The 25,014-nt window shown below is 39.8% G+C and carries 28 protein-coding genes and 1 tRNA gene; 26 read left to right on the forward strand and 3 right to left on the reverse strand.

The genetic code is table 11. The annotated features are described in order from the left end of the window. The first annotated feature begins 43 nt into the window (after positions 1–43). The 5 genes from ACLRYO_RS07885 to ACLRYO_RS07905 all read left to right on the forward strand — a co-directional run bounded on the left by ACLRYO_RS07885 (position 44) and on the right by ACLRYO_RS07905 (position 4,311). Complete coding sequence (locus ACLRYO_RS07885; RefSeq protein WP_278470464.1) at positions 44–988, forward strand: hypothetical protein; 945 nt, start codon at positions 44–46, stop codon at positions 986–988. 1 nt (position 989) lies between these two features. Next, complete coding sequence (locus ACLRYO_RS07890; RefSeq protein ID WP_278470466.1) at positions 990–1,769, forward strand: hypothetical protein; 780 nt, start codon at positions 990–992, stop codon at positions 1,767–1,769. Positions 1,770–1,901: 132 nt separating this feature from the next. Continuing rightward, positions 1,902–2,273, forward strand: coding sequence for a RidA family protein (locus tag ACLRYO_RS07895; protein WP_004698345.1), 372 nt, complete (start codon positions 1,902–1,904; stop codon positions 2,271–2,273). Position 2,274: 1 nt separating this feature from the next. Beyond that, a complete protein-coding gene (locus tag ACLRYO_RS07900) occupies positions 2,275–3,522 on the forward strand; it encodes a serine dehydratase subunit alpha family protein (protein ID WP_008602759.1) in 1,248 nt (415 codons plus the stop codon). 156 nt (positions 3,523–3,678) lie between these two features. Next, on the forward strand, positions 3,679–4,311 hold the full coding sequence (locus tag ACLRYO_RS07905; RefSeq protein WP_278470468.1) for a hypothetical protein: 633 nt from the start codon (positions 3,679–3,681) through the stop codon (positions 4,309–4,311). Positions 4,312–4,387: 76 nt separating this feature from the next. Here the strand turns inward: ACLRYO_RS07905 and ACLRYO_RS07910 are convergent, their stop codons facing one another. The 3 genes from ACLRYO_RS07910 to tadA form a co-directional block, all read right to left on the reverse strand. Further along, a complete protein-coding gene (locus tag ACLRYO_RS07910) occupies positions 4,388–5,575 on the reverse strand; it encodes an MFS transporter (RefSeq protein ID WP_278470471.1) in 1,188 nt (395 codons plus the stop codon). Positions 5,576–5,633: 58 nt separating this feature from the next. Continuing rightward, positions 5,634–5,724, reverse strand: a tRNA-Ser gene (locus tag ACLRYO_RS07915). Beyond that, positions 5,678–6,223 (reverse strand): tRNA adenosine(34) deaminase TadA, encoded by a 546-nt coding sequence (gene tadA, locus ACLRYO_RS07920; protein WP_278470555.1) that lies wholly within the window; start codon positions 6,221–6,223, stop codon positions 5,678–5,680. The genes ACLRYO_RS07915 and tadA overlap by 47 nt, the downstream gene beginning before the upstream one ends. 83 nt (positions 6,224–6,306) lie before the next feature. Here tadA and ACLRYO_RS07925 point away from each other — a divergent pair, with 83 nt between their 5' ends. The 21 genes from ACLRYO_RS07925 (at position 6,307) to speD (ending at position 24,983) form a co-directional block, all read left to right on the forward strand. Further along, the gene (locus ACLRYO_RS07925; protein ID WP_004693621.1) at positions 6,307–6,933 is read left to right on the forward strand and encodes a trimeric intracellular cation channel family protein; all 627 of its coding nucleotides are present in this window, start codon (positions 6,307–6,309) and stop codon (positions 6,931–6,933) included. Between the two features lie 148 nt (positions 6,934–7,081). Then, on the forward strand, positions 7,082–8,896 hold the full coding sequence (locus ACLRYO_RS07930; protein ID WP_278470473.1) for a DUF4127 family protein: 1,815 nt from the start codon (positions 7,082–7,084) through the stop codon (positions 8,894–8,896). Between the two features lie 10 nt (positions 8,897–8,906). Then, positions 8,907–10,028 carry an acyltransferase gene (locus ACLRYO_RS07935; RefSeq protein ID WP_221741310.1) on the forward strand — a complete coding sequence of 374 codons (1,122 nt, stop codon included), beginning with the start codon at positions 8,907–8,909 and terminating at the stop codon, positions 10,026–10,028. 282 nt (positions 10,029–10,310) lie between these two features. Then, the gene (locus ACLRYO_RS07940) at positions 10,311–11,168 is read left to right on the forward strand and encodes an aminotransferase class IV (protein WP_008602746.1); all 858 of its coding nucleotides are present in this window, start codon (positions 10,311–10,313) and stop codon (positions 11,166–11,168) included. A gap of 55 nt (positions 11,169–11,223) precedes the next feature. Then, positions 11,224–12,270 carry a methionine ABC transporter ATP-binding protein gene (locus ACLRYO_RS07945; RefSeq protein ID WP_039965347.1) on the forward strand — a complete coding sequence of 349 codons (1,047 nt, stop codon included), beginning with the start codon at positions 11,224–11,226 and terminating at the stop codon, positions 12,268–12,270. Continuing rightward, a complete protein-coding gene (locus tag ACLRYO_RS07950; RefSeq protein WP_008715638.1) occupies positions 12,251–12,904 on the forward strand; it encodes a methionine ABC transporter permease in 654 nt (217 codons plus the stop codon). Before ACLRYO_RS07945 ends, ACLRYO_RS07950 begins: the two co-directional genes overlap by 20 nt. 9 nt (positions 12,905–12,913) lie before the next feature. Then, positions 12,914–13,210, forward strand: coding sequence for a YerC/YecD family TrpR-related protein (locus ACLRYO_RS07955; protein ID WP_278452056.1), 297 nt, complete (start codon positions 12,914–12,916; stop codon positions 13,208–13,210). A 65-nt stretch (positions 13,211–13,275) separates the two neighbouring features. Next, positions 13,276–14,070 carry a TSUP family transporter gene (locus ACLRYO_RS07960; protein ID WP_349208912.1) on the forward strand — a complete coding sequence of 265 codons (795 nt, stop codon included), beginning with the start codon at positions 13,276–13,278 and terminating at the stop codon, positions 14,068–14,070. Positions 14,071–14,081: 11 nt separating this feature from the next. After that, positions 14,082–14,849 (forward strand): SDR family NAD(P)-dependent oxidoreductase, encoded by a 768-nt coding sequence (locus ACLRYO_RS07965; RefSeq protein ID WP_118090942.1) that lies wholly within the window; start codon positions 14,082–14,084, stop codon positions 14,847–14,849. A gap of 126 nt (positions 14,850–14,975) precedes the next feature. Next, positions 14,976–15,827: a hypothetical protein gene (locus tag ACLRYO_RS07970; protein ID WP_349208911.1), complete on the forward strand. Its 852-nt coding sequence runs from the start codon at positions 14,976–14,978 to the stop codon at positions 15,825–15,827. A 22-nt stretch (positions 15,828–15,849) separates the two neighbouring features. Continuing rightward, positions 15,850–16,194 carry a YkvA family protein gene (locus tag ACLRYO_RS07975; protein WP_004693603.1) on the forward strand — a complete coding sequence of 115 codons (345 nt, stop codon included), beginning with the start codon at positions 15,850–15,852 and terminating at the stop codon, positions 16,192–16,194. 116 nt (positions 16,195–16,310) lie between these two features. Continuing rightward, positions 16,311–16,730, forward strand: coding sequence for an acyl-CoA thioesterase (locus tag ACLRYO_RS07980; RefSeq protein ID WP_008602735.1), 420 nt, complete (start codon positions 16,311–16,313; stop codon positions 16,728–16,730). Further along, on the forward strand, positions 16,723–17,526 hold the full coding sequence (gene murI, locus ACLRYO_RS07985; RefSeq protein WP_039965340.1) for a glutamate racemase: 804 nt from the start codon (positions 16,723–16,725) through the stop codon (positions 17,524–17,526). The genes ACLRYO_RS07980 and murI overlap by 8 nt, the downstream gene beginning before the upstream one ends. Positions 17,527–17,538: 12 nt before the next feature. Continuing rightward, positions 17,539–18,078, forward strand: coding sequence for a hypothetical protein (locus tag ACLRYO_RS07990; protein ID WP_004698324.1), 540 nt, complete (start codon positions 17,539–17,541; stop codon positions 18,076–18,078). 12 nt (positions 18,079–18,090) lie between these two features. Continuing rightward, complete coding sequence (locus tag ACLRYO_RS07995) at positions 18,091–18,741, forward strand: coenzyme F420-0:L-glutamate ligase (RefSeq protein WP_004698361.1); 651 nt, start codon at positions 18,091–18,093, stop codon at positions 18,739–18,741. Between the two features lie 195 nt (positions 18,742–18,936). Next, the gene (locus ACLRYO_RS08000) at positions 18,937–20,649 is read left to right on the forward strand and encodes a hydantoinase/oxoprolinase family protein (protein ID WP_413084800.1); all 1,713 of its coding nucleotides are present in this window, start codon (positions 18,937–18,939) and stop codon (positions 20,647–20,649) included. Beyond that, on the forward strand, positions 20,639–22,063 hold the full coding sequence (locus ACLRYO_RS08005) for a histone deacetylase (protein WP_413084801.1): 1,425 nt from the start codon (positions 20,639–20,641) through the stop codon (positions 22,061–22,063). The genes ACLRYO_RS08000 and ACLRYO_RS08005 overlap by 11 nt, the downstream gene beginning before the upstream one ends. A 163-nt stretch (positions 22,064–22,226) precedes the next feature. Beyond that, a complete protein-coding gene (gene rph, locus ACLRYO_RS08010) occupies positions 22,227–22,982 on the forward strand; it encodes a ribonuclease PH (RefSeq protein WP_221741302.1) in 756 nt (251 codons plus the stop codon). A gap of 1 nt (position 22,983) precedes the next feature. After that, on the forward strand, positions 22,984–23,559 hold the full coding sequence (locus ACLRYO_RS08015) for an XTP/dITP diphosphatase (protein ID WP_221741301.1): 576 nt from the start codon (positions 22,984–22,986) through the stop codon (positions 23,557–23,559). 66 nt (positions 23,560–23,625) lie between these two features. Further along, the gene (locus ACLRYO_RS08020; RefSeq protein ID WP_004693585.1) at positions 23,626–24,123 is read left to right on the forward strand and encodes a metallophosphoesterase family protein; all 498 of its coding nucleotides are present in this window, start codon (positions 23,626–23,628) and stop codon (positions 24,121–24,123) included. Between the two features lie 77 nt (positions 24,124–24,200). Next, complete coding sequence (speD, locus tag ACLRYO_RS08025; protein ID WP_008715652.1) at positions 24,201–24,983, forward strand: adenosylmethionine decarboxylase; 783 nt, start codon at positions 24,201–24,203, stop codon at positions 24,981–24,983. Positions 24,984–25,014 lie beyond the last annotated feature (31 nt).

Genomic DNA, 25,014 nt, shown 5'->3' on the forward strand with positions numbered 1-25,014 from the left:
AACAATCTATACATAGTGTATTGTTAAAAAGGTGAGGTGTCTTATGAGAACTCTCAATAAAAAGTTGATGACATTGGCTTGTGCCACCTGTTTAACTGTGGGTATGGGGGCAGTGGCATGTGCTGATACGGTAGATTTAGGTTATGGTATGTACGGCACAACTTCCCCAACTGTGAAAGCTGTAGAAGTTGTGCATATTTCTACTGATGCAAGATTGCGTAATCAAGAACAAGATAAATTTCTCAAAGTAGCAAATAAATCTGCTGTTGATACTATTAATAATGTTGTGAAAGTACAGACTGGTGTAGCTGTTGAACCAGTGAAGGGGGATTTTCTTGATGGTTACTCCTTCTATCAACTGCAAGGTACTGATAAACAAGGACATCATATAGGTGGTTTAATTGTTATTAACTATTCTAAAAATGCAATTGATCAAGTTATAGGTATGAATAAGACTATTTTAGAGAAGGGGTCAGATGCGGAAAAAGCTGCATTAAAGCATTCTATCTCTAAATATGTAGAATCTTACTCCAAAGAGACGGCCCAACAACAATTACAAGGCCTGAAGAGCAATACTATTGAAGGTGCTAAATTATCTAAAGATCTAAAAACGATAAATGATAAGTTACCTTCTCAAATTATAGGTGTCTTTGATAAAATGCTTGCCACAGATAAGAAATCATCTCCTAAAAGTATAGAAGAGGTCCGTTCTTATGTAGACTTTATGGCAAAACAAGTAAGCCTAGATGCAACGCATGTGGCCTATAAACCTGTTCAAACACGCTATGGTACAGCTGTGACAGGCGATTTACGCGGTAGTCTAAAATATGATGGCTTTAGAAATACCTATTCCTTAATTGGTTATGCTGTTCCTACAGATAAAGGTGTATCTTTACAGCTTTTAATGTCTGATGACTCTAGCCATGATTATTGGGCTAATGAGTTGAATCATATGTATCAAACACAATCTCTCAAGGGAGGAAAATAATATGAAATCTTTGAAAGTATTGGCTTGTGCAGCTTGCCTAATGGGTACTGTATCTGGCGTAGGTTTTGCTAAGGATGTACAAACAATTGCAGGATCCATGATAGTGCCTAACAATGTAACTGTTGTTTCTGCATCCAAAACAAATACACGTGATTTTGTAGAAAAACAATTAAATGAAGAACCTTCAAAATCTACGATGTCGAATATGATGGCAAAGGAATTTTTCCAAAACTTTGGTACTAATTTTGATATATACCAATTGCAAGGGGCAGATAAAACTGGTCAAAAAGATGCATTCGTAGTGGCTGTAGATGTTAAACAAATAGCGCAACAAGTGGCTAAAGAAAAGGCTAATGACCCTATGTTTATAGCGGCAATGGCCGCTCTTGATAAAGGTCAAATTGATCCTGTAACAGAGCAACTTCTATTAGGAACAATAAATAAACAGATTCCCACTAGCACAACGGTAGTTCCTTTAAATGGACCTATTAATGTATCTAGTCGTGATCCCCAAAAAGCAACGATTATGCCTAAAACACTTAAAACTCTAACCGTAGAAAATGCAGAACAAGTACATCCGGTGGCTGGTACAAAATATCAAACATATGCAGCAAGCTCTCGCTTGTTATATGCAGATGGAAATGTACAAACTCCACTCTATGCAAATGCTGCATTTGTGTTGAAGCCAGGAAAACCAGTGTTGTATGTAGGTATAACAACTGATGTACAACGTGATTATTTCAAACCAATATTTGACAATGCATTCAAATCAATTAAATAATTGGTTATATACGTACTTTTATTTTATATGTGATATATTGAGGTAAGTCATATATATTGAGGCATCAACATGAGTTTCTCGCCTTAAATATAGTCATATTAATTTATATTTATTTATAAAAGGAGATTTATCATGAAAACAATTTCTACAGACAAAGCACCAGCAGCAGTAGGCCCTTACTCTCAAGCTAAAGTGGTTGGCGGTTTATTATTTGCTTCTGGTCAAATTCCACTCAATCCTGCAACTGGTACAGTTGTTGAAGGGGGCATTGTAGAGCAAACTGAACAAGTATGCAAAAATATTGAAGCCGTATTGACTGAAGCTGGTACAGACTTTTCCAAGGTTGTTAAAACAACTTGCTTCTTAGCTGATATTGGTGATTTCAAAGCATTTAATGAAGTGTATGCTAAATATTTCACTTCTAAACCAGCTCGTTCATGTGTAGCAGTAAAAGACCTTCCATTAGGCGTTATTGTAGAAGTGGAAATTATTGCGGAAGTATAAGATGGATTATATTTCTTTGTTACAGTCAGAGATGCGTCCTGCCTTCGGTTGTACTGAGCCAATTGCATTGGCTTATGCGGCTGCGAAGGCAGTCTCTGTTTTAGATGAGTTTCCTAACCATATTCACGCAAGATGCAGCGCGAATATTATCAAAAATGTAAAATCTGTAGTCATTCCAAATTCTGGGGGGCGAAAAGGACTAACGGCGGCCGCTACACTGGGTGCTATTGTAGGTCATCCAGAGCGTGAACTTGAGGTGTTGGAATCTGCTACAGACGAAGATCGCAAATGGCTTGGTACATTGCTTGATGCTAACTTCTGTACCGTTTCACTTGCTGAAGGCGTAGATAATCTATATATAGAAATCACTGCAGAAACAGATGAACATACAGCGGTTGTTCGCATTGAAAATGACCATACGAATGTAACCTATGTATCAGTAGATGGCGAGATTGTCTCTGAAACAGTCAATGAAATCAAGAAAGCGGCTAAAACAGAATATGCCATGACCTTCGATAGCATTTACGAATTTGCTTTAACAGGTGATATTTCTGGTATCCTACCTCAAATTAAACAGCAAGTTGAGTATAATACTGCAATTTCTAAGGAAGGTCTATCCAATGATTATGGATCTAATATTGGACAATTGTTATTGTTAGATGAAGAAAATCCATCTCTCGAAACGAAATGTAAGGCTCGTGCCGCAGCTGGCTCTGATGCGCGTATGAGTGGTTGTCCTTTGCCTGTCGTTATCTGCTCTGGCTCTGGTAATCAAGGTTTAACCGTGTCTGTACCAATCATTACGACTGCCGAGGAACTTGGTAAAAGTGAAGATGAATTGTATCGCGCTCTCGTCTTTGCTAACTTGCTAACTCTTTACGTTAAATCTGGTATTGGTAAATTGTCTGCATACTGTGGCGTTGTATCTGCCGGTGTGGTAAGCGTAGCAGGCATAGCCTTTTTGAAAGGTGATAGTAAAGATATCATTGAGAATACCCTTGTAAATGGTCTTGCAAGTCTATCTGGTATCGTATGTGATGGTGCGAAACCATCCTGTGCAGGTAAAATTGCAATTTCCCTTGATGGCGCCTTTATGGGATATAAACAAGCTCGCCTTAACAAAAACTACCAAAAAGGCGATGGCCTTGTAGCATACTCCGTTGATGAAACTATCCGCAGTATTGGTGCTGTGGCACAAGGTATGAAAGAAACGGACGTAGTTATATTGAATGAAATGCTAAAACACTAAGTTTTAAAATAAATTAACCCCCGATGCAGAAAAATTTTTGCAAAGGGGGTTGTTTTCTTAGCCTTACTAAGGATATGATGTATAGTTGGTGATATATAAAGGTATATTAGAATAAGATATTCTAATTATAATCTAGATAGTTTGAGGTGTGTTTATATGAGTGTGTTATTACCTAAAAAAGCTAGCTTTCCCCAAAAGTTTGTTTATTTTTATCATAAAGTATTTCCGAGTGCAGATAAAAGATATTGGCGTACATACAAATTGAAAATTTGCGATGAGATAAAAAATCTTTCAGTGCGTGATTTGAGCTGGGAAATAATTAAAGGACGAGCAGAATTAGACAGTAAGTTTACTTTTATATGGAGTTCCGTTGTATTTGGTGTGATAAGTGCGGGAATTTTCACTTATGGATTAGATTTAGCTACTCAAGTAATTGTATTAGGACCAGCCACTAAAGAGTTTATGATTACTACTGTTTATTTTGATTTTTTATCTATGATTTCTTTATTTACTCTTGTTGTCTCTTTTGCTGGATGGTTAGTAGCTTTATTTATGGAGCTTCCAGGAGGGCGTGCTTGGTGGTTTTACGGAATTTTCTTTGTGATTAGTGTTTTCCTTGTCGTAATAGGATATTTAAAGCATACAATAATTATTGATTTTGTTTTTTTGTTGTTAAATACATTTTGCATAGCTATATTACTGGGAACTGTAGCAGATTTAAAGAAGCAAAGGGCATTGATTAAAATATCTATTATGGAAGATAGACTGAAAGAACTAGATAAGGTATAAATATATAATTTGGCAAAAATTCAAATATTTTGATACTAAAAAACCGTTGTTTCCAATTTAGAAACAACAGCCTTTTTTATTGTAATTTTTTAGGATCTTTAAGTATCAATGAAGCCCCAAGACCTACTACTAGGAATGGTACGAGTGTCATCATAGCGGCAGGTAAAGAATAGGTATCCGCAAGGTTACCTACTACAGGTGCGATGATACCGCCGATAGTTTGGCTCACCCCGAGGGTAATACCGGACGCAAAGCCGATGCTTTTAGCAAGGTAGGTTTGGCCTAGTACGATAACGGGGCTGTAGCTAAGAGCTTTAGCAGCGCCAATCATGAGTAGTAACATATAGGCTATAGGCATCATGATAACAGGGGAGAAGGTTGGCACTTCTGTTAATAGGAACATGGCTGGCAACCAAATCAATAGGGATAGTCTAATGATTTTAATGGGACCATATTTGTCGCCTAATAGACCGCCAATATATGTCATGAAGATACCGATACTAAAGAATATGGTTAATGCAAAGCTACCTTGCTCTGGGCTAGTGCCGAGTTCACGAGTCCAGAAGATAGGAATAAATGCATTGATAACGCGGAAGTTTACTGATTGGCTTAGGATGATAATAAACAAGATACCAAAGTATTTCCAGTAATTCTTTAGCGGCTTAGCCACTAGTGTAGGGTTTTCCATAGCTACCGCTTGGTCGATAGTGCGTGCTTGAGTTACTATGCACGGCATGAGGACGAACAAAACCGTTGAGATAATAAGCCCCACTATGGTGAAAGCTGCCAGTCCATGAGGTCCTACTGTATAGGCAATAGAGCCCGCAAAGAGTGGACCGATGGCAAAACCAGAGCTACCACCGATGGCGAAGGTACCCATGGCTTTACCTTTTTTACCACCTCCCAGGCGATTCATGATTTTCGCTCCTTCAGGGTGGAAGATAGAGGAGCCTACACCAGCTAAGGTAGCACAAACAAGCAAGCTTTCATAAGAGGTTACAAAACCCATGGCACCTGTGCTACAAGCTGAGAGCAGAACACCTAAGGCGATTAGCCGTGGCTGATTGATCTTGTCAGAGACATAACCTAATAATGGCTGTAACAATGAAGATAATGCTGTATTGGCTAATATGAGAAAGCCTGCCTGCTCTAAACTAAGTCCATAAGTGTAGATAAATAATGGCAAGAGGGCAGGTAATACACTTTGACAGGAGTCGTTAATCATATGACTCACCGTAATGAGATAAGGGTAATATTTTTTCATAGTAGTGGTCCCTTCGCAAAAAAGCGCTAACCATGGTTAGCGCTTTATATATTTTATATGGCAGAGGAGGAGGGATTTGAACCCCCGCGCCGGTTGCCCGACCTACCGCATTTCGAGTGCGGACCCTTCAGCCTCTTGGGTACTCCTCCGTGTTTTACGGCGCTCTTTAAAAAAGTCTTTCATGATTTGACTACATTCATCACCAAGGACACCCGATGCTAATTCGGGTTCATGATTTAAACCAGGGTGAGAGAGTACATTGAAAAGAGACTCTACAGCGCCTCCTTTGTAATCACTTGCACCATATACAACACGGTCAATACGACTGTTGATGATGGCTCCAGCGCACATCGGACACGGCTCTATCGTAACATACAGGGTACAACCAGTCAACCGCCAGCGCTTGAGTACATCGCATGCTTCGCGGATGACGAGCACTTCTGCATGAGCTGTTGCATCGTGATCTAATTCACGGCGATTATGGTGGCGTGAAATGATTGTATTGTTTTGCACTAAGATAGCGCCGATAGGAATTTCTCCTAGGTTATAGGCCTTGCGAGCTTCCTCTAGAGCAAACGCCATGAAATACTCGTCACGGCTACGCTCATCCATATTTTTAATCTCTATAGGTGTAATGTTCTTTGTCATTCTCATACCTCTTAATGTATAATATCTTACATAAAGTCTATCATAGTGTGCGAAGTTATGCGAATAGATTGTGTGAGGGTATTATGGATATTATTTGGTATATATTTGATATGATTGGCACTATTGCCTTTGCTATCTCCGGAGCACTTGTTGGGGTGGCGCGGAGAATGGATATATTTGGTATGGCTGTATTGGCACTGGCTACGGCAATCGGTGGTGGAATTGTACGTGATGTTCTCTTGGGGTATTTTCCGCCGAATTCGTTACGCAATATTGTATATGTAACTGTGGTTATTTCCGTAACAATTATCGTATTTATTATCTATAACAGCCGTTATCGCAAGCATGCTATGGGCCCTCGTAGCCGAGCAAGCTATTTATTAGCCGATGCAGTCGGGTTGGCATCTTTTACTGTAACCGGAGCATCTGCAGGATTTAAACTATATCCTGAGTTGCCAATTTTCATTGTTTTATTAGGAACTATTACTGCTGTTGGTGGTGGTATTATCCGAGATATGCTGGCTCAACGGATTCCGTCTGTTTTAAAAGAAGATGTGTATGCTCTACCTAGTGTTATTGGGGGCATCGTTTATTACTTAATGGTTATTTCTAACTGGGTTGGAGAGGCTGTATATGGTGCGTTTACCGTTGTACTAGTTATCCGTTTACTAGCTATTAAATATAATTGGAGCTTACCCAAAGTGCGCTAAAGCTAAAGGCACTGCATTTGAGAAATAACAGGTAAATGATATAATTATACTATTAAGTATTTCATAAAAGTGTCAGAAAAAAAGAGTATTATATAAGAGTTAATTTTCGAGTCGAGAGTACTCGTGTACACAGAAGGAGATTTGCTTTATGACAAATAAATGGTTGAAAGTAGCATTAATGGTTACAGCCATTGCTACAGGTACATCCATCAAAATTGATGCAGAAACCGTATTATATGTACCTCAAGATGATCGTCCTGTAAGTTTGCAATATACAGTTGATACAGCTCGTGAGGCGGGTATGACTGTGTTGACACCACCTCAACACTTGATTTCTGGTAAGACGTACCAAGGTCAAGCTGATCAAATTATGGCTTGGGTAGAGCAAAATGCAGGTCGTGCTGATGTTATGGTATTAAGTACAGATACTCTTATTTATGGAGGTCTTGTAGATTCTCGTAAACATAATATTCCTCTTAGCACATTGCAAAATCGCTTGAAACGTATTGAAGGTTTAAAAGCGCGTAATAAAAATGTACGCATCTATGGATTTGGTACCGTAATGCGTTCCCCACGCGCGAGTGGTGGTGGTACTGAACCGGCCTACTATGCGGAATATGGCCCAACTATCTTCCAAATCGCTGCATTACAAGATAAATTAGATTCTGGCTCTTTAACGCAAGAAGAAACTCAAAAATTGATGAGCCTACAAGCCTCTGTTCCTGTGGAATACTTGCAAGACTGGTTTGACCGCCGTCAAAAAAATATGAAAATCAACAAAGAGTTGATTGATGAAACTCGCAGTGGTGTATTCGACTACTTTGCATTAGGTCATGATGATACATCTCAATTATCTCAATCCGCTCTAGAAGGTCGTTACCTTAACAAATATTCCAAGGATATTTCTGTTGAAAAATACGGTAGCTTCCCTGGTGCTGACCAACTTGGTCTCTTATTGATGGCGCGTTCCCGTACCGATGTGAGCACAGAAAAACCTACATTCTCCGTAATTTATCCACTCGGTGGCGGAGGTAAAACATTACCAGGTTACGAAGATCAAACGATTGATAAAACAATTGCTCAACACGTTGAGGCTGTAGGTGGCACGATGGTGACACAAGGTAAACCAACTGTATTATTGGCTGTTAATACACCTCTTACTACGAGTACAGGCGAGTCTGAAAACTTCGAAAACTTCCCAATGATCTCTAACTCTACAAATGCTTTCGTAGATCGCATTCAACAAGCTGTTGACTCTGGTGTGAACGTAAGCGTTGCAGATATTGCTTTCAATAATGGCGCAGATAATACATTGGTATCCGCTATGTATAAACGAGATTTGTTGTACAAAATCGGTGCGTATAATGGTTGGAATACAGCAAGTAACACAGTAGGTTACGCTATTGCTCAAGGATTATTGCTTAAATCTATGAGTCCAGAAGGTCATCGTGATATGTTGACGCAACAATATTTGGATAACTGGGCATATCAAGCAAATATCCGCAAAGATATTTATCGTATGCAAGATTCTATCAGAACAGACAATGTTCGTTACTCTGGTGAATTAAATGAACGTCTTGAAAGTTATTTAGGTGAACGCATTCAAGATTTCGCTGAAAAATACCTTAAAATCAATCCTCGTACAGTAAAAGCTACATTCCCATGGGGACGTCTATTTGAAACGGATATCACTGTTTATGACAAACCAGTGGTACCACTTGAAAAAGAATTACGCTTGAAACGAGAAGCTGAAGCAAAAGCTAAGGCTGAAGCAGAAGCTAAGGCTAAGGCAGAAGCGGCTGCTAAAGCAAATGGTCAGGCTGTACCAGCTCAACCGGCACAACCTGAAAAAGCTGCAACACCTCAACCCCCTACATCTACATCTCCGGTAGTTAAACAACCAGCTACAGAGTCTCAAGGTCCACGTGTGGTACCGACACCTGCAGTGGCACCTGGTCAATAGTGAATAGGCAATGGCTATGAAAAAAGCGTTTTTACCGGAAATTACTTATATGCGAGGCCTCTGTATGCTCGGTGTTATCGGCATTCATGTAGGATCTTACGCATTGCAAAATCCTTTTGTAAATTTAGAACTCATCAGCGTGTTAGAAATTCTCTCTCGCTTTGGAGTGCCTGCGTTTTTCTTCCTCTCTGCATTTGGCTTGTTTTATCATACCTCGGTAGAGGGACCATTCTCATATAAGGAATTTATGCACCGCCGCATTCAGGTGGTGCTATTTCCATATATTACGTGGTCCATCTTTTACTTGCTATATACAGGGATGACAGCTCATAACCTTGGCAATTTACATCCAGGGCCGTTGGCGATAAATCTACTCTTTGGTACCTCTATGTATCATCTATATTTTATGGTTATTTTGCTATGGTTCTACGTGATGATGCCATTATGGCGGGCCATGGTGAAAGTCATCTTAAAACGGCCTGTATTTTGGTTGGTGTTACTATTTGTCATCCAAGTTGGTATCGATTATGTTTCGTCTTACATGCTTGGCCGTTGGGTAACAGAAAATCTAAGCAATCAGCCAGTTCTTAAATATCTTTTTGATATGCGACTCAACTATTGGGTTATTCATTATGTGTGGATTTTCCTTTTAGGTGCCGTATGTGCTGAACGATATGAACCCGTCTGCGAATATATGTGGCGTTATCGTTACCTTTTAGGCGTCAGCGCGGTAAGCTCCATATTGTTGATGCTTGGCTCTTATTACTATGTCATGGACGTATGGCATTACACTGTGTTAGAAGCAATTTACACGGTACATCAAATGAGTCCTATGGGCGTTCTTTATACAGGATTGGGAACGATGTTTAGTTTGTTCCTATTCCAAAGGCTACCTATGAATGTGACGATGGAGTCCATTTGGTCTGAGATAGGCGATAAATCGTATGGTATTTATTTATCACATCCATTTTGGTTGTTAATCATTTCGGGTGTGATGGCTAAATATAATCTCTTGTATACGGTGTCCAACGTGTTAATTATGTATATTATGGCGTTGGGATTATCCTATTTGTCTACGGTGGCTCTTAATTATATGCCTAAATCTATCCGTAAATTTATACTGGGGCATTAGTCTAGTATGGGAACTATTGTATAGAGAAACCTAATTGGTACTAGTACTCTAATGGTGTACCTAGTTTTAGTTATTTCTGTAGTGCTGATTTAGTATTAAAATAATATTTGTTATACATCCGCTAGGATATAGTTTTTAACTATGGTATCCTAGCGGATTTTTGTATATCGAATTAATATCTTTCACAAAGTAAAGTGTGAAAATTTGAAAGTAATTGTGTTATAATAAGTCCATGATGATTACCACTTGATAGAGTAACGAAATAGAAAAAGAGGTGCTCCTATGCAAGAATTAACATATTTTAACGGTGAATTCGTCGAACCAGGTGCCAAAGTTATCAGCATTGATGACCGTGGCTATTTATTTGGTGACTCTGTATATGAAGTTGTTCGCGTCGTAAAAGGCCGTTGCTTCGCTTTGTCTTACCACCAAGATCGCTTGTATCGCTCTATGCGTGAAATGGATATCCCTGTAAAAATGACCCCTGATGATTTGACAGAATTGCACGAAATTTTGATCGAGCAAAGTGAAATCAAAGAGGGCTATATTTATTTACAAATCTCTCGTGGTGTAGCACCACGTCATCATGCTTATGATCGCTCTAAATTAGAACCACAAATGCTTATGTCTATCCGTACCTTGGATTTAGATGAAGTCAATAAATTGGGTGAAGGTGTAAAAGCGATAGCTTTGCCTGATGAACGTTGGGAACATGTAGATATTAAGACCACTAACTTGATCCCGAATATTTTGGCGCAAACAAAAGCAGAAAAGAAATTTGCCTATACAGCCATCTTGTTCCGTGATGGCATTTGTACAGAGGGCGCTACATCTAATGTGTTTGCTGTTAAAGATGGTATCTTGTACACGCATCCAGCAGATAATCATATCTTAAAAGGTATTACGCGCCAAATGATCTTAACCCGTGTAGCACCATCTTTAGGTATTACCATTATTGAGAAAGAATTTGACCGCACCTTTGTAGATGAAGCGGACGAACTATTCTTTACCGATACAATTGGTGGTGTCATCCCAATTACTAAGCTAGACAGAAATCCAGTATCTGGTGGTAAACCAGGTGCTATTACACTTCGTCTACGCGAAGCACTAGAAAAATTGATGGAAGAAGGACTACCTTGATAGATAAGCTGCTTTCATCAAATGTTAAACATTTACCTTAAGAAAGGAAATTATTTTGATACAATTAGAACACATTAGTAAAGTCTATGAAGGCGCTACTCGTGTGGAAGCGTTGAAAGATATTAGCCTAAATGTGAAAGAAGGCGAAATCTTTGGCATTATCGGTCAATCCGGTGCCGGTAAATCCACATTGATTCGTTGCATCAATATGCTCGAAGCACCTACATCTGGCTCTGTTATCGTAAATGGTACAGACTTAACTACACTTAGCAAATCTGATTTGCGTAAAGCGCGAAAAGATATTGGCATGATTTTCCAACATTTTAACCTATTGTCTTCTCGTACCGTATATGACAATGTGGCATTTCCGTTGGAATTACAAGGAATGAGCAAATCTGAAATCAAGGAACGCATTACGCCAATTCTTGATATCGTAGGCCTTACAGACCGGATGAACAACTATCCATCTCAATTGTCTGGTGGTCAAAAACAACGTGTTGGTATTGCTCGTGCTTTAGCGTCTAATCCAAAGGTTCTCCTTTGTGACGAAGCTACATCTGCCCTTGATCCTCAAACAACAGATTCTATTTTGAAATTGTTGAAAAATATTAACGAGAAGATGGGGCTCACTATTGTGCTCATTACACATGAGATGCACGTTATCCGTGAAATCTGTGATCGCGTGGCGGTTATTGAAGGCGGCATAATACTTGAAGAAGGTAGCACGGTTGAAGTATTCACACATCCTCGCGAAAATACGACAAAAGAGTTTATTAGCTCTGTAGTGAGTGATAACTTACCTCCAGAAGCATTGGAACACTTGGAATTACATGATCAATGGATTGCAGGGACAGCACCTTTAGTGCGCCTCAAATTTACAGGACAAGCAACAGATGAGCCTGTAGTAGCAGGCCTTGTGAGACGCTTTAATTTAGATGTAAGCATCCTTTTTGGCGGCATTGATTACATCCAAAATACGAGCGTTGGTCGCCTCATCGTTATCTTGAATGGTGACCCAGAAAATGCGCAAGAAGGTTTGGACTACATCAAAACGTTACCAATTGAAAGCGAGGTGATCGGTTATGTCAGAGCAAATCATTAATCTACTCATAACTGGTACCCTTGATACATTGCAAATGACGATAATTTCTACTGTAATGGCAATGTTATTAGGTATTCCTCTTGGTGTTGTTCTGGTCGTTACTTCTAAAGGTCATATCTTGGAGAATGTAACACTCAATAAAGTATTGGGTGCCATTGTCAATGCCACGCGTTCTGTACCTTTCATCATCTTGATGGTTGCCATCATTCCGTTTACTCGTATGGTGGTAGGTACCTCCATTGGTACAACTGCAGCATGTGTGCCGTTGACCATTGCGGCAATTCCGTTTTTGGCACGCCTAGTAGAAACGTCTATTAAGGACATCAATTTTGGCGTTATCGAGGCGGCTCAATCCATGGGGGCAAGCCCATTACAAATCATTTGGAAAGTATTATTACCAGAAGCATTGCCAACAATTATTGACAATGTAACGGTGCTTATCGTTAACCTCATCGGTTACTCTGCGATGGCTGGTGCTATTGGTGGTGGTGGTCTTGGGGATATTGCTATCCGATATGGTTACCAACGTTTCCAAGCCGATATTATGATCGCTACAATCATCATCTTGATTGTATTGGTACAAGTTGTACAAATGATTGGTGATGCTTGGTCTAAAGCGATGAATAAGAAGTAGGAGGATCCTATGAGTATCAATGAAAAATTGAGAAGTCAACAAAATGACGAATTGTTCACCGCCATTTTAACGCTTGAAAATACAGAGGAATGCTATGCATTTTTTGAAGATATCTGTACGATTAACGAATTAAAAGCATTATCTCAACGCTTACAAGTAGCAAAAATGCTTCGCGCAGGGGATAGCTATGAGAAAATCGTAGAAGAAACGGGCGCGAGTACTGCTACGATTAGTCGTGTAAAGCGCTGTTTAGTATATGGTGCGGATGGTTATACATTGGCTCTCAATCGTCTAGGTGCAAAATAAAATAAACTAGCATGACAACGGTGGCCTTTGGCGACCGTTGATGTGCTATCTGTAGGAGGTTTATTATGGAGTGGCTCATTGCGGTAACAGGTTTACCATTTGATATCCTTATACTCGTTTTACTCGCCGTAGCTGGTGCGTTTGCTGGCTTTGTAGACTCCATTGTAGGCGGGGGAGGCCTCATTTCTGTACCTGCCATGTTATTAACAAATCTTCCACCTAGTGTGGCTCTAGGCAGTAATAAATTATCCAGTATCTTTGGTGCTGGCAGTGCATCGATTACATTTTTGAGAAATCACATGGTTGATTTTTCCCTAGTTCGTAAATTACTGCCTTTTACCTTTGTGGGTTCTATGCTTGGTACCTTGGCGGTTGTTTCTTTACCACCGCTATATGTAAAGCCTATTATTATCATATTACTTGTTTGTGTAACACTCTTTGTGGTGTTCAAAAAAGACTGGGGTGAAATCAATCGTACATCTCAGGTAGCAGGAAAAGCGCTATATATTTGTATGGCTTTTGCTCTTGGCATTGGTATATATGACGGCTTTATTGGTCCTGGTACAGGTACATTTCTGATTATGGGCTTTATCTTTACAGGCTTTGATTTTTTACATGCATCTGCTAATGCAAAAATATTGAATTTTACTAGTAATTTGGCGTCTTTATTGGTATTTTTATATTTAGGACACGTCAATGTTAAGTATGGTCTTGCCACCGGGGCAGGTCAAATTATAGGTGCTTATTTAGGCTCGCATTTGGCAATTGCGAAGGGCTCATCTTTGGTGCGAGTTGTATTCTTGTCGGTAACGACAGTTATGTTGTTGAAATTAGTCTATGACTATATTTCAACATTATAGGAGGGCAAGGTATGCCTCATAAAAGTGATGTTCAAGTGGCCTTGATTAGTGGTGGTACATCGGGTATTGGATTTGCTACGGCAAAGCTTTTACTTAAAGAAGGTTGGTGTGTAGTCATCAATGGTCGAAATGAAAAAGTTGGTCAAAAGGTTAAAACTAAGCTACGTCGCTATTCCTCTAAGGTGCAATATATTCAAGGTGATGTATCTAAAATTGAGGACTGTCAGCGAATTGTAAAAGAAACAGTAGATTTATTTGGTGGGGTGTCTGCTCTTGTAACAGCTGCAGGCTATTATGAAGAAGAGTTACTAGCTGATGTTACAGAGGCAGCTTTTGATGAAATGTTTGGAACCAATGTAAAAGGTACTGTATTCTTATGCCAAGCGGCGCTTCCCTATTTACGGTCTTCAAAGGGCAGTATTGTAACGATTGCTAGTGATGCGGGTTTACAAGGTAATGTAGCTTGTTCTGTATATGGTGCGTCAAAGGGAGCTGTAGTGAGCTTTACAAAATCTCTATCCCTTGAAATGGCACCTCACAGTGTTCGTGTAAACTGTGTGTGTCCTGGTGATGTAGATACATCATTAGTAGATAAACAGATTGCTAATGCCCACCAAGATGCGGCGGCTGCTAAGGCTGAAATGGGCCAACATTACCCATTAGGTCGTATTGCTAAGCCTCATGAAATTGGAGAAGTAATTGTATTTTTGTTGAGTAATAAGGCGTCTTTTGTGACAGGTGCAGCCTGGACAATCGATGGAGGACTCACAAGTTGGTAATATAGAAAATATTAGAAGCTATTATATATGGATAATTAGAAAAATTCATTTCACTTCTATCAATAGAATGGTATAATAATACTAATAATAAGACCTATAGTTGGTTCACAACAAAGGAGAATACTTATGGCAGAATATAATGGCGTAACACTTGAGCCCCTTACGGATGGATCTCAAGATCGTGACTATCAAGTTGAACAATTTATCTTCTGGGGGGCAGGTCGTGCGGCAGCATTGGCATTATCCTCTAAATTCAGCAGTGTCGCTTTGTGCGCCAATGCTACGTACATGGTAACTCGCATTGCTCATCTTTATGATGTAGAATTGCAAGCAGGTGCTGTAGTTGGTTTAGTAGGTGGTCTTAGCACAGCTGTAGGTACAGCTGCAGTATCCCTTCTAATTCCAATTAAAGCTGTTCGCGTTCCTGTAGCTATCGGTTTAACTTATGCTATTGGTAAAATTGCAAATATTTGGATTCAAGATGGCATGCCTTCTGATATCGAACGTTACAAACCGATGGTTGCTGAATTCCTTGAAAATGGCAAAGCTATTGCTTCTGAAATCGTTCGTGATGCAAGTGCTAGCATTCCTTTCACTCAAGGTCAACGTGACGTATGGGCTGGGATTGCTAACGAAACAGGTCTTGCTAAAGAATCTTTAAAGCAAGTTTACGATGAAAAAGTAACACCTGCCATCAATAAATGGAATAATGAAACAAAATACCAAATCCATGATAACGCAGCAGAGGTTGTAGCAAAGGTTTCTGATGCAGCGAAAGAAAAAATTGATTCTGCTAAAGAAGGTATTGAAGTAGCCAAAGAATTCGCAAAAGGTGGTGTAGAAGTGGCAAAAGCTTCTGCACAAGTAGCAGTAGAAACTGCAAAAACTAAAGCTTCTGATGCCGTAGAGACAGCAAAAGATGTTGCTACAAACACTGTTAATACAGCGAAAGAAAAAATTGGCGGTTTGCGTAAATAAACGCTGAAGGATTATTATTACTATGAATCCATTTAATATTATTAAATATGGTAAGTATTTTAGCGAATCAAGATTTTTAGGGTTTCTTGGTCGATATGGTAAGAAACTTGCCTTTGTACAACAAGCAGTAACCTTGTTCCTTTGTTTTCGTGACAAGGATACTCCCAAATATGTAAAAGCGGTCATTGCAGGTGCCTTAGGGTATTTGGTATTACCTATTGATATTGTGCCGGATGCGATTGCTGTATTAGGTTGGGTAGATGATGTGGCAGTACTCGGATTAGCCTTTAAGATTGCGAATCGTTATATCAAAACGAGTCATCAAGAAGAGGCAAAAAAATTCTTTCCATTTGGTAGCAGTCGCTAACTTTTACCATTTTAGGCAGTTTGATCCACAGTGATTGAACTGCCTTTATTTATTTGACACACTAAAGTAATAGATATAGAATAAAAATTGTATACTATTTAAAAAGGACAGAATTTATGCATATTGCTTCAGTAAATGTACGATTTTATGAAACTGATATGATGGGGATTGCTCACCATAGTAACCATTTTAGATGGTTTGAAATGGCGCGCATTGAATTCCTTCGTAAGATCGGTGTCACTTTGTGGGATATGATGAATGAGGATATTGTATTTCCCATCATGAATGTATCTTGCAATTATAAAGAACCTGCGAATTTCGATGATGAACTTCACATCGAAACGTATTTGGTTAAGATGACGAGGGCTCAAATGGTGTTTCGCTATCGTATGCGCCGTGCTAGTGATGGTGTGTTACTTGCTACGGGAGAAACTAAGAATGCCTTTATGTCAAAATTAACAGGAAAAATTGTGCGATTAGACGATACTTTTTATCTGCCTATGTTAGCAGCTGTTGAGGAGATGCCGCATGAGTAATGTACAACAATTGCCTATCGGTGTATTTGACTCTGGTGTAGGCGGATTATCTGTGTTAAAGGTGTTACAAGAACAATTTCCTAACGAAGATTTCATCTATATCGGTGATAATGCGAATAATCCTGTAGGTAATCGCAGTGATGATGAAATCACTTATTTGGCGTGTCGTATTGCGGAGACGCTAGAAAGGCAGCCTGTTAAGTTGATGGTGATTGCCTGTAATACCTTCACCGTTGTGGCTCTTGATGCGGTACGTGAACTTGTATCTGTGCCAGTTATTGGTGTATCACAAGGTGTGAAAACAGCCATTAATAAAAGTAAAAGCAAGACTATCGGTATTATGGCAACCGTAGCCACTGTAAATAGTCATATTCATAAGCATGTGGCTTTAGAAGTTGATCATGAGGTTTTGGTTTGGGAACAACCTTGTCCAGAGTTGGCGGGGCTTATTGAACAAGGTCATTTAGATGATTACTTTGTTCGTGAAGTATGTAAGGAGTATTTAGAACCTTTATTATCTCGAGAAATTGAGGTAGTCGTTTTGGGTTGTACTCATTTCCCATTTGTACAACCTTTACTAGAGGAACTAACGTCATGTCGCATTCAGTTCATTGATCCTGCTTTTGAAACAAGTGAATTGGTTCGTCACAGACTTGAGAGTAAAAATCTTTTCAATCCTCAAGATACTGTAGGCACCGTGACATTGTGTTTTACAAAGGATGTCGAACTTGGTGATGCATTGAGTGCATCCTTTCTTGATACAAGCCGTCGTACCATTGAACATATTACATTATAAAGGAGATACCCTATGTGGTTTTATAACATCCTCAGTGCAGTAATAGCTATTATTGTGGCTGTTGCAGCTCTGTACTTATTATTCCGTTTGTTTGTATTGAAACAAGGTAATGAAAATATTGTCTTATTAGCGAAACGAGCAACGAACTTTCAAGTATCTGATCGTAATTTTGAGTCCATTACGTTGTTCTGTGATATACCATTTGTAAATAAAGGGCGCCAATTAGGCACAATAATGGACTTATTTCCACGTCCATTATTACCAGAAGAACATTTTGATGCTATTAAGGTAAATGCCTGGGCTATGGATATTAATCGTCCGCGTCAAGATGGATACTTTGAAGCTATAATTATCAAACCACGCAAAGGTGGCACAATTCGTGTATATGTTACATTAACAGGTAAAACTGGCAATATTCGAGAAGATATTAAGGGATTCCCTTATATGGACATCGATATTTACTACCAAATCGTAGGTCGGACAGACTATCATATCGATAAACAGCGTATTCGTTTGACTGCTGAAGAAGTTCAAGCAGCAATGGTTCAATAAGGAGGCATAACAATGGCAGAATTAGAGTTAGTATGTGTGCCAACACGTATTCTTACAGATAATGATGACATCGTTGATGCTATCGTTGAATTTGGGGGTCATAATATTGGACCTGAAGATATCGTATGCGTTGCTGAATCTGTAGTGGCTATTACGCAAGGCCGTTTTACACGTCCTGAAGAGCTAGATGTATGCTGGCAAGCTCGTTTAATTAATCGTTTTATTCATCCAGATGGCTCCATGGCATCTATTTATGGTATGCAATCGGCTATGAATTTGGACGGTAAATGGAAGGTGTTAGGTGCTTTTATTTTAGGTGCTATTGCTAAAATTTTCCGTAAACCTGGCGTGTTCTATGCAATTGCTCGTGCTGCATCCTTAACAGATGATGTAACGGGGACTATGCCTCCATTTGATAAGCATATTGTATTTGGTCCAAAGGATCCTGATAAAGTGGCTGAGAAAATTGTATCTCGCACTGGTTGTTATGGTGCCGTTGTAGCTGACGTTAATGACTTGAAACGGTCCGCTATTTTAGGTACAAGTCGTGGCATTGACGCTAAGAAAATTGCACAATTGTTGATTGATAATCCATTTGGTAATGATAGCCAAATGACTCCGATTGTTATCATCAAAAATTACGCATCTGTATCTGGTAAATAACAGAAGGCTGTACTCATCACATAGAGATGGGTACAGCTTTTTTATATATAATGAGATTGAATACGAACTATACGCAGGGTTGAATAGGAATTGCATATTAGTTCAAATAGAGATTATATGCTAGCTTAAATAGAGTTTTCTTTACTCTGTTTTGAGTTTGTATAGATTCTTTATTAATACTAATAAGGAGGTTATATGTTACTAGGGTTAGACGTAGGTGGTACTTTTACCGATGCTGTTATCATTGATGGCCATCGTGTAGTGGCAACTGCCAAGAGGCGGACTACAAAGGATAATCTAATGAATGGTATAGGTGAGGCCTTAGATGCGGTTTTGGAGGGTTATGATACATCAAATATTGAACAAGTAACCTTATCTACTACCGTAGTGACGAATACCATCGTAGAAGAGAAGGAGCAAGTAGTAGATCTCTATGTGGTTACAGGTCCAGGCCGTAATGTAGATGATATATTCCCTGTGAAACCTATATACCTTCAAGGTTATACAGATCATAGAGGTATCGTTGTAGAGCATACCCCTGCTGATGCTGTACGTGGTATAGCCAACATGGTTCAAGCACGTAGTGGTACTGATTTGGCTGCTGTGTCCGCTAAATTTGGGGTGCGGAATCCTCAAGAAGAACTATCTATAACAGAAGAATTGAAAAACACATATCATGTAATTTCTAATGGTAGTTTATTAAGTGGTTCTTTAAATTTCCCTCGGCGTACTATTAGCGCTTATTTTAATAGCGCTGTAACACCAGTATTTACGGTGTTTAAGAAAAATGTTGAAGATGCTCTCAGTGCACGGAATATAGTGGCCCCACTTCACATTTTAAAAGCAGATGGAGGCTCTCTTCCAATAGAACACATGGTGAGTCGCCCAGTAGAGACCGCCTTTACAGGCCCTGCCGCAACAGTTCTTGGACTATCTGCTCTCGGCGTTATAGGTAATCAGCATACAGTGGCTCTAGATATTGGGGGTACTACAACGGATATATCCCTTTGGAAGCATGGTAAACCATTGATGACAAAAAATGGTGTATCTATCCGTGAGTATCCAAGTGCAGTGCGATCCTTCGCCGTTACTTCCGTCGGTATTGGTGGGGAATCTGTAATTCGCCTTAAAAATGGTAATCTTACCGTAGGTCCTGAACGAGTGGGACCATCAGTGGCTCTAGGTGGGATAGAACCTACCTTGGGGGATGCACTTATCGTGCTCGGTCATGCAAACTATGGTGACTTTAATCTGGCATCACGAGCTTTACAAGATTTAGCGGATGCTATACAGGCTACATTACGATCTAATAATGTAAATACTTCAAATAATCAATTAACTCTTATTAAGACTGCCTCTGATGTAGCACGACTAATCGTAGAAAAAGCGTTGCAAACGATTCAACATGGTATTAACGAGGTCGTAAAAGTAGAAAATAAACGACCTATTTATGTGGTAGCAGATATTGTAAATCCTGATGTATTTGTACCAGAACATATCGTTGTGGTAGGGGGCACAGCACCAAGTTTAGGTCCGAGTATCGGGGAGTATCTAGAGTTACCTGTTACGATTCCTGAGAATGCTGCCGTAGCAAATGCTATAGGCGCTGCACTAGCTTTATCTACCATCGAACTCACTGTTCATGTAGACACAAAACGTCGGTTGCTAGTCATTCCTGAATTAGGTGTTAAACAACAAAAATGTACTTTGAAACGAGCGGAACAAGTTGTAGAACGAGCTAAGGAGGCTCTTAGTGAAGAGGCTTTTCGTTTAGGTTTAGATACGTCGCAAGAAATCGAGATCATTAGCATTGAGGATTTCCCTGTGGTAGAGGGCTGGCAATCTATGGAGCGTTTAATTACGGTGAAAGTACAACTAGCGGCGGGGGTGAAACACTATGTGGAATAAAGGTTTATCCTATCGTGAGCGTCATGGACTTATAGAAAAGGATATAAACACGAAACTGAATGACGACGTGAATCCTACTATTGATAAAGCTAAATATCATCACAGTTTAGGTCTTGTCTTTTTCCCTGCGTTTGACTGGAAAATTTCTGAAACACATCCTGAACGACAAGAGCGTTTACTCTATACGCGTGATCAAATTGTTGAGGAAGGTCTGTTAGATATACCGAATATTAGAGAATATAATCCAATAGTAGCTGATTGGGATACAATAGAGCGAGTTCATGTTGGTGCTCCAAATTTAGAGTCTTGGGTGACTGAAGCTCATCGAGTATCTGCTGGAGGTGCTATTGCGGCAGCTGATGCGGTCATACGCGGTGAAGTAGATCGCTCCTTTGCGTTAGTAAGACCACCAGGTCACCATGCGATGGCTATGGTTCATGGTATTCGTGGCTTCTGTACGATTAATATTGAAGCCGTTATGATTCAACACATACGTCAAACCTATGGAATCAAACGCGTTGCCGTAGTAGATACCGATGTACACCATGGTGATGGATCTCAAGATGTGTTTTACCATGATCCTGATACGTTGTATATTAGCTTCCATCAAGATGGACGTACTTTATATCCTGGTACAGGCTTTATGGATGAATTTGGTGGACCTCAGGCCATCGGTGGCAATATAGATATTCCACTACCACCAGGTACCGGTGACGAAGGCTTGATGAAGGTCATGCGCGAGCTGGTATTGCCTATCCTTGAAGAGTTTGATCCAGATATTGTCATTAACTCGGCAGGACAAGATAATCACTTTAGTGATCCGTTGGCTAATATGCAGGTAACTGCAAGGGGCTATGCAGAGTTAGTCGATTTATTACAAGCAGATATAGCAGTCTTAGAAGGAGGCTATTCCGTACAGGAAGCATTGCCATATGTGAATACAGGTATCATTTTATCCATGGCAGGCCTTGATTACAGTAAGGTCGTAGAACCTGCTTTTGACCCTGCTAAATACAAACAGAGTCAAAATGTAACTAGTTACATAGATGATTTAATCGCTAAGTGGAAGATACAATGGGCTAACCGGCATAAGATGGCCAAAGACGAGCGCGTAGGTGTAGGTGACGTTTGGTCTAATCATTATAATGTGTACTATGACGAAACAGGCGTTCAGGAGGAGCGCCTTGAAAAGGTGCGTATGTACGAAGACAAGGTAGGCTGGCATAGCGTGCTTTCACGAGGACAATATGGACCGTATGGGCCGCAAAGCGTATATGCTATGTTCATCCCTTGGCAAGCAGATGAAGGGACGCGTCAAGATGCTATTGTAGAAGCAAAACGAGCCAAAGCAGAAGGGGGAGCCAGCCGTTACGTTGTGGTAGATCCACTCGGTGACGGACAATATGAATTATAATGTTAATCTCCGTAAATAATAATGCGAGTTATCATGTTAGAAGCGTAAATTATAATATGATTCGTAATGCTGAAAAATAGAAAAATTATGATATAATATAAGAAATAACGCCCCTTTGTGTAAGGGGCGTTCTAATATTTAGTTTTAGAATGGTGAGGTTCCTATGCGCAGCGATAATAGAACAGCGGGCCAATTGAGGCCTATTAAAATAACACGGAATTTTACAGAGTATGCAGAAGGTTCTGTACTTATTGAGTGTGGTAAGACCAAGGTTATCTGTACAGCTACTGTTGAGGATTCTGTGCCACGCTGGCTAAAAGGTTCTGGGCAAGGATGGGTAACCGCGGAATACTCATTATTGCCACGTTCTACGCAAACTCGTGTGAGCCGTGAGGCTGCAAAGGGAAAACAAACAGGACGGACTGTAGAAATTCAACGCCTTATCGGTCGTGCATTGCGTGCTGTTGTAGACCTTGAAGCATTAGGAGAACGTTCTATCACTATCGACTGCGATGTGATTCAAGCGGATGGTGGTACACGAACAGCCTCTATTACGGGTGCCTTTGTAGCCCTCGTTGATGCGGTGGACTTCACCTTTGGCGGAGCTGACAAATTTCCAATTACTGACTTCTGTGCAGCCATCTCCGTAGGTATTGGTCCAGATGGTCCTATTACGGACCTTTGTTACGAAGAGGATAGTGCCGCCATTGTAGATATGAATGTAGTCCGTACCGGTTCTGGTAATATGGTTGAAGTACAAGGTACAGGTGAACACGGTACATTTAATCGTGATGAGCTCAACGCTTTACTTGATTTAGCAGAGGCTGCTACAGATGAGCTCATGGCTAAACAACGTGAAGTACTTGGTGCGACAGCAGATAAAGTAGGTAAAGAGTATCCTACAGCTCCGGAGGTATAAAATGGAACAAATTGTGCTTGCTACAGGCAATAAAGGAAAAATTCGTGAGTTCTCTGAGGCTTTTTCCCATTTATCTATCGATTGTGTACCTGTAAAAGCTGTGATTTCCATTGAGGAGCCTGAGGAAACTGGTACAACCTTTATGGAAAATGCTCTGTTGAAGGCTCGTTACTATGCGAGGGCTACGAATCGCCCATGCCTTGCTGATGATTCTGGCATTACTGTCGATGTCCTCAATGGTGCACCAGGTGTATATTCTGCGCGTTATGCAGGTCGTCATGGTGATGACAATGCAAACAACGAGAAGTTAATTCGTGAACTACAAGGGAAAAGTAACCGTACAGGTCATTATGTATGCGCTTTAGCGCTTGTTTATCCTGATGGCCGAGAAGTTACTGCGGAAGGCTATTGTGATGGACTCGTTCAAGATGAGCCAAAAGGGGAGAATGGCTTTGGCTATGATCCGTACTTCTATGTGCCTGAGTTTAAAAAGACGATGGCAGAGCTAAGTATAGAAGAGAAGGAAACGATTAGTCATCGTGGCCGTGCATTACGTGAATTAATTAACAAACTTTGATATTTTCGAACTATATGGTATAGTTCATATAAATATATAATATAGTGGCATTAGAGATTAAATACAATGAAACGAATTGGCATTTTAAGTGACACTCATGGGTATCTAGAGGATATCGACCTCGTCTTGGCTGCTACCGCTGATCAAGACATTGATATGTGGCTTCATGCTGGCGATTTTGGAGATGACGCACGCTATATGCAGGAACATACTGATATTCCTGTATATGCTGTGCGTGGGAACAACGACCGGGTGCAACCGCTTGAACCACGAGAGCAATTAATTCCTCTTGAAGATACCTATATTTACATGACACATGGTCATGAGGTATCATATTATAATCGAATACAAAAACTGATTGAGTTAGGAACTGACATGGGTGCGCGACTCATCGTGTCCGGTCATAGCCATCATCATGGGGAGGTTCGTGCCCGTGATGCGGTATTTGTAAATCCTGGTAGTATTTCTTTGGCTCGTGATCGCTCCGGTGGTACCTTTGCCATCGTTACCTACGATAATGGACAGTTTGATGTAGAGTTTGTGTATAAACAAGATATTGTTTAGTTATATGGTGAAAGCTTCGGTTTTGAAACTTTCAAAAGGAATAGTAAGTCTATGCATGGAAAGGGTTATGACATATCATGGATACACCAGTTAAAGCAAAGCCTAAAATGAAGTTATATGGTTTTAACAATCTCACGAAAACATTGAGTTTTAATATTTATGATATTTGTTATACTCGTACGGAAGAAGAGAAAAAACAATACATTCAGTACATTGATGAAGTATACAATGCGGATCGTTTAACGGCTATTTTGACGGAAGTTAGCCATATCATCGGCGCCAATATCCTTAATGTAGCGAAACAAGATTATGATCCACAAGGTGCTTCTGTTACGATTTTAATTTCTGAAGAGGAAATTGAAAAAGAAGATGTAGTTATGCATTTAGATAAATCGCATCTTACTGTACATACGTATCCTGAAAGCCATCCGCACAAAGGGATTAGTACATTCCGTGCCGACATTGAAGTGTCTACATGTGGACAAATCTCTCCGTTAAATGCACTTAATTACTTAATTCAAAGTTTTGACTCTGATATTCTTACCTTGGATTATCATGTACGTGGCTTTACTCGGGACGTGTCTGGTAAGAAAATTTATATTGATCATCGTATCAATTCTATTCAAAATTACATCAGTGCAAAAACTCGCAATATGTACAACATGATTGATGTAAATGTATATCAAGAAAATATTTTCCATACTAAGATGATGTTAAAAGAATTTGATTTAGATAATTATCTTTTTGGCATTACTGAGTCAGAGTTGAGCGATCGTGAAATCAAGCAAATTAAACATCAATTAAAACAAGAAATGATGGAAATCTTCTATGGACGCAATTTGCCATCTGTAAAAGCTTAAAGACAGCTTTTATAACATTGTTGTTATAGCT

Origin of the sequence: Veillonella parvula, from assembly GCF_047241225.1 — a bacterium.
In the GTDB taxonomy this organism is placed as follows: Bacteria; Bacillota; Negativicutes; order Veillonellales; family Veillonellaceae; genus Veillonella; species Veillonella parvula_O.